This is a genomic window from Lysinibacillus sp. NPDC056232, assembly GCF_042267565.1.
Taxonomy (GTDB): Bacteria; Bacillota; Bacilli; order Bacillales_A; family Planococcaceae; genus Lysinibacillus.
Genome location: NZ_JBHJTF010000081.1, coordinates 1 through 5591 on the forward strand (window position 1 = coordinate 1; position 5591 = coordinate 5591).

Annotated in this window: 4 protein-coding genes; all 4 read left to right on the plus strand. The window is 33.5% G+C overall.

All coding sequences use genetic code 11. The features are described 5' to 3' along the window. Nucleotides 1–579 precede the first annotated feature (579 nt). Nucleotides 580–957, plus strand: a complete 378-nt coding sequence (locus tag ACFCYJ_RS27145; protein ID WP_376079046.1) for a beta-ketoacyl synthase N-terminal-like domain-containing protein — start codon at nt 580–582, stop codon at nt 955–957. Between the two features lie 96 nt (nt 958–1053). After that, nucleotides 1054–1734: a 4'-phosphopantetheinyl transferase family protein gene (locus tag ACFCYJ_RS27150; RefSeq protein ID WP_376079048.1), complete on the plus strand. Its 681-nt coding sequence runs from the start codon at nt 1054–1056 to the stop codon at nt 1732–1734. A gap of 151 nt (nt 1735–1885) precedes the next feature. After that, nucleotides 1886–2587, plus strand: a complete 702-nt coding sequence (locus ACFCYJ_RS27155) for a DUF2306 domain-containing protein (RefSeq protein ID WP_376079049.1) — start codon at nt 1886–1888, stop codon at nt 2585–2587. A 314-nt stretch (nt 2588–2901) separates the two neighbouring features. Continuing rightward, nucleotides 2902–5091 carry a DNA topoisomerase III gene (locus ACFCYJ_RS27160; protein WP_376079050.1) on the plus strand — a complete coding sequence of 730 codons (2190 nt, stop codon included), beginning with the start codon at nt 2902–2904 and terminating at the stop codon, nt 5089–5091. Nucleotides 5092–5591 lie beyond the last annotated feature (500 nt).

The following is a 5591-nucleotide window of genomic DNA, read 5'->3' on the forward strand; positions in this document are numbered from 1 at the left end:
TCTTTAAAAGAATAATAACTATTTCTTTCTCTAATAGCCTAATTTCTTTGTAAAAACCCCAATCATTGTGTGAATTACATTTATAATTTTCAAACTAACATTTTAGACTGCAAGTTACCATTACTTGAAATTTCAATTTTTGTCTAATATCCAGCAAAAAATGATTTTACAATTTCAAAAGATAAAAAGGATAATGATTGCGAAAGTAAAGTATAAATGTAATTTGTTGAAACGATAGATAATCAACTAGTTCCTATTCTTTACATTTCAAATTTTTTTATTATGCAGACAAAAATGATTTTACAATTTCAAAAGATAAATGGATAATGATTATGGATGTAAAATATTTCAATAATAGGTATCGGTTGAGAATTTTTACTACTAATATTTTAAAATACAACTTATTATTTTTCAATATATTTCCACTTGAAGACAAGAATATACCTATGAAAAATTACAAGTTAATGAAAAAAATTACAATTTGTTCACAATGCATCTTTTGGAAATAATGTAAAATAATGTTACGCCGTTCTGTATTTTGTTGGCGTTCTTCTATAAACAGTCAAAGGGGAGATAGGCATGAATCAAAAAAATGAGCCAATTGCTATTATTGGAATGGGGTGTAAATTCCCTGGTAATGGTAATAATCCAGATCAATTTTGGGAAAATATTTTAGAGGAGAAGGATTCTATAACGGAGATACCAAAAGATAGGTGGAACATTAATCGTTATTATGATTCTAATAGTAAAAAAAGAGGCAAAACTAGAGCTAAATGGGGAGGGTTTCTCGATAAAATTGCAGAGTTTGATGCAGAATTTTTTGGAATATCGCCAAGAGAAGCCAGCTTATTAGACCCGCAACAACGTTTGTTATTAGAAGTGACACATGAAGCATTTGAAGATGCCGGATTACCAACTGAAAGTTTAGCAGGGAAGAACGTAAAAGCTTTGAATTAATGAGGATGGAAGGGGATCATTTCTTTATTCATCAGTATGAACAACTGATTGTGCAACAAATAGCAGAGAAACTAGAATTATCTTCGGTATAACATTATGAGTACCCATTTATATCTAGTAAAAGTCTTGGATTCGATAGATGATCATCTAATCAATAGAGCGATTAGTTTTCTTCCCCCTGATATAAGAAAGAAAATAAAGTCATTTTATCATATAGAAGATAGTATTAGAAGTTTACTAGGGTATATGATGCTGAAAAAGGTTCTCCCTCAATTTGATCAGTATACCAATTCTATAAGCTTTACAAAGTACGGAAAGTCGTTTATCCAAAATCAAGACCTTTTTTATTTTAATATTTCTCATTCAAAGCGTTGGGTTGTATTAGCAGTTTCTGAGGATGAAATTGGTGTAGATATTGAATATATAAAGCCTGTCTGTTTTGACACAATGAAAGGTGCCCTTACAGAGGAAGAATATACAAAGTTACAATCCCTTCCTAATTATGAAGCGGTAAAATACTTTTATAAGATTTGGACAGTAAAGGAAAGCTTTTTAAAAATGATTGGTATAGGACTGAGCTTATCACCAAATCATCTACAGACAAATGTTTATGTTGAAGAACCTACAATATTATTAGATGGAAAACAGCGAAATATAGTGATACAAACTTTTCAAATCGAAAGTAATTATCAAATATCTGTATGCGGAAAAGGGATGAATCATATACAAAAAATGGAGATGTTTCATGCTGAAAAGCTACTAAGGGGATTTGATTAAAGAAAAGGATCAAACGAAATAAAAGCTAAATAGGCATATCTACCAACGGTTGAAGTTCGTCGGTGTTGATACTAGGTCAGGTAAATTTATATAAAACATTTACTAATACTTTTTAGCCTAGGTTCTTAAAACGGGAAGGTGGTCTGTATTCTTGACAGAATCCAGTAAAATAAAAATGTTTTTTAAATGGAGCATGTTTGTATTAGGGTTTAGTATCGTTATATATGCCATTATTCAATATGGGATTATCGGTTTGGTTGACTCTGGATTTTATTATGTGAAAGTGTATTATTATCAAGAAAAGCTTTCGAGTATATGGGATATTATGATACTTATCCATATTATCGGTTCTTCAATTTCGTTACTTATTGGTCCCTTTTTATTTGTTAAAAAGATACGCAGAGATAAGTTGGCTGTCCACAAAATCATGGGATATGCATATGTGGGAGGAATTCTAATTGGAGGAATAACAGGTTTTTATACTGCCTTTTATTCAACTGGAGGGGTTGTTTCCCATATTGGTTTTATTCTTCTTTCAATTTTATGGATTTATTCAGGCCTGATGGTGACTAACTACGCTATAAAAGGTGAGAATTACTTTCATCGAGCGTGGGCGATTAGAAGTTATAGTTTAACATTTGTTGCTGTCACATTACGTTTATGGCTTGGGTTCTTTGCTCTTATATTTGGTGGTGAAGCATATGTATCATATTATGTAGTGATCGCTTGGCTATGTTGGGTGCCAAACTTAATTATAGCTTGGATTTATACTGCTCCTATTATCAAAAAGGGAATGTGGAATAGAGAAAAAAACGGCTTTAGAAGCATCTTTTTTATAAGTATGTTTTTGTAGAGAACGGTAAAAGTTATGGACTGGACGGTTTATGCTATTCAGTCCATTCTTTTTTACAAAATTATAGCTATATCAAATTTTTACTCCTTTTAAACAACTGCTGTCTAGTGCTTTCATTGCAACCCATTAGAGTTTAGATATTTTAAGCACATCATTCCTCAATCTTTTTCACAAAAAACCATAAACCATAAAAAAGTTGCAGCTCTAATACTAGCTGTAAGCTTATGGAGGTTTTATAGATAGTTCAAAACAATTTCTACATTTTAATTTGTGGTATATTAGACATTACATAGTTAGTAAAGGAGTACGAATATATGGTTAAAAGTGTTGTTATCGCTGAAAAACCTTCAGTTGCACGTGATATAGCAAATGTTTTGAAATGTAATAAAAAGGGGAACGGATTTTTAGAAGGTGACAAATATATAGTTACTTGGGCATTAGGTCATTTAGTGACATTAGCTGATCCAGAAGCCTACGATAATAAATATAAAACATGGAATTTAGAAGACCTTCCAATGTTGCCAGAACGAATGAAGCTAGTAGTGATGAAGCAAACGGGTAAGCAATTTAATGCGGTCAAATCACAGTTAACGCGTAATGATGTCAATGAAATCATTGTGGCTACTGATGCTGGACGTGAAGGTGAATTAGTTGCTCGATGGATTATAGATAAAGCGAATGTAAAAAAGCCAATTAAACGTTTATGGATTTCATCTGTTACAGATAAAGCAATCAAAGAAGGATTTGCTAATTTAAAACCGGGTAAAAACTACGAAAATTTATATGCTGCTGCTGTTGCTCGTTCTGAAGCGGATTGGTATATCGGATTAAACGCGACACGAGCTTTAACGACAAGATTTAATGCACAGCTGAACTGTGGTCGTGTTCAAACCCCAACTGTTGCGATGATTGCTGCACGCGAAGATGAAATTAAAAACTTTAAACCACAAACGTATTACGGTATTGAAGCACAAACAGATTCGTTAAAACTTACATGGCAAGACGCAAATGGTAATTCACGTAGCTTTAATAAAGAAAAAGTCGACGTTATTGTCAAAGCATTAGGCAATCAAGATGCAAAGATTGTCTCAATTGATCGCAAGCCTAAAAAATCATTTGCCCCAGGTCTTTATGATTTAACAGAATTACAGCGAGATGCCAATAAATTATTTGGCTATTCGGCAAAAGAAACATTAAATATTATGCAAAAGCTATATGAATCTCATAAGGTGCTGACGTACCCTCGTACAGATTCTCGCTACTTATCATCTGATATTGTCGGCACATTACCTGAGCGTCTAAAAGCATGTGGCATCGGTGAATATCGTACATTCGCAAATAAAATTTTAACAAAGCCGATTAAAGCGAATAAATCATTTGTAGATGACAGTAAAGTGTCCGATCACCATGCCATTATTCCAACTGAGGGCTATGTGAACTTTTCTGCATTCAATGATAAAGAGCGTAAAATTTATGATTTAGTAGTAAAACGATTTTTAGCTGTATTATTCCCAGCACAGGAATATGAGCAATTAACCGTACAAGCTCAAATCGGACATGAGAAATTTATTGCCAAAGGGAAAACAGTCACTATTGCTGGTTGGAAAGAAGTTTATCAAAATCGTTTTGATGATGAGGAATCAACGGATGATGTAAAAGAGCAACTACTTCCTCGTTTAGAACAAGGACAAATGTTAAAAACAAAGCTAATTGCCCAAACATCTGGCCAAACAAAACCACCAGCACGTTTTACAGAGGCAACATTACTATCAGCTATGGAAAATCCTACGAAGTATATGGAAACGAACGATAAGAAGCTTGTAGATACGTTGAAATCAACTGGTGGATTAGGGACAGTTGCAACACGTGCAGATATTATTGAAAAACTGTTTAATTCATTCTTAATAGAAAAACGTGGCGGCAAAGAAATTTACATTACATCCAAAGGTCGTCAATTACTTGATTTAGTGCCTGAAGAATTACGTTCCCCTGCAACAACGGCTGAGTGGGAGCAAAAGCTTGAGCTCATTTCAAAAGGTAAGTTGAAAAAAGACGTGTTCATCAATGAAATGAAAAAGCATACGCAAGAAATAGTCGCTGAAATTAAAGGGAGCGATAAAAAATACAAGCATGACAATATTTCAACAAAGTCCTGTCCTGATTGTGGCAAGCCAATGCTTGAAGTCAACGGTAAAAAAGGCAAAATGCTTGTCTGCCAAGATCGTGAATGTGGTCATCGTAAAAACGTATCACGTGTCACAAATGCACGATGCCCGCAATGTAAGAAAAAGCTAGAGCTTCGTGGTGAAGGCGATGGCCAAATCTTCGTATGTAAATGTGGATATCGTGAAAAACTATCTTCATTTGAAGCCCGTCGTAAAAAAGAAGGCGGTGGCAAAGTAGATAAGCGCAGTGTGCAGAAGTACATGAAGCAGCAGGAAAAAGAAGCTGAACCGATTAATAATGCGTTCGCGGATTTATTAAAAGGGATGAAGTTTGATTAGCACGTATAAGACCATATAGGTAAGAGGTTGAGACAAAGCCTCAATAAATAACAAGCAGCCCAGAACGTTTTACGGACAGTAAAATTTTCTGGGCTTTGTATTTATTTAAGTAAAAAGAAAGGGCATGGTTGAGTCCCAGCTTCTCTTTGATGTTTAGCTAGCAATAAAAAAATAAATTTACTTGAGATGAAGAGACGTAACTATTATATAGGAAGTTTTTTAATGAAATGAAAAAGTTATAATTTTTTTAGAAAAAGTGTTGACCTTTTCGAATTAAGAGAGTAATATTATACGAGTCGCTAAGATAACTTCTGAAAAACAACGATTACATTAAATAAATTAGTTGTTGACATTGAGTTTGTGACATGATATTATATAAGAGTTGCTGCTGAGAAAACAGTAACGAAATGAACCTTGAAAACTGAACAAGCAAAACGTAATCAATAAAGTTTTTAGTAACTAACCTTGAGTTGGTGAACGAAACAAAATTTTGGACATCA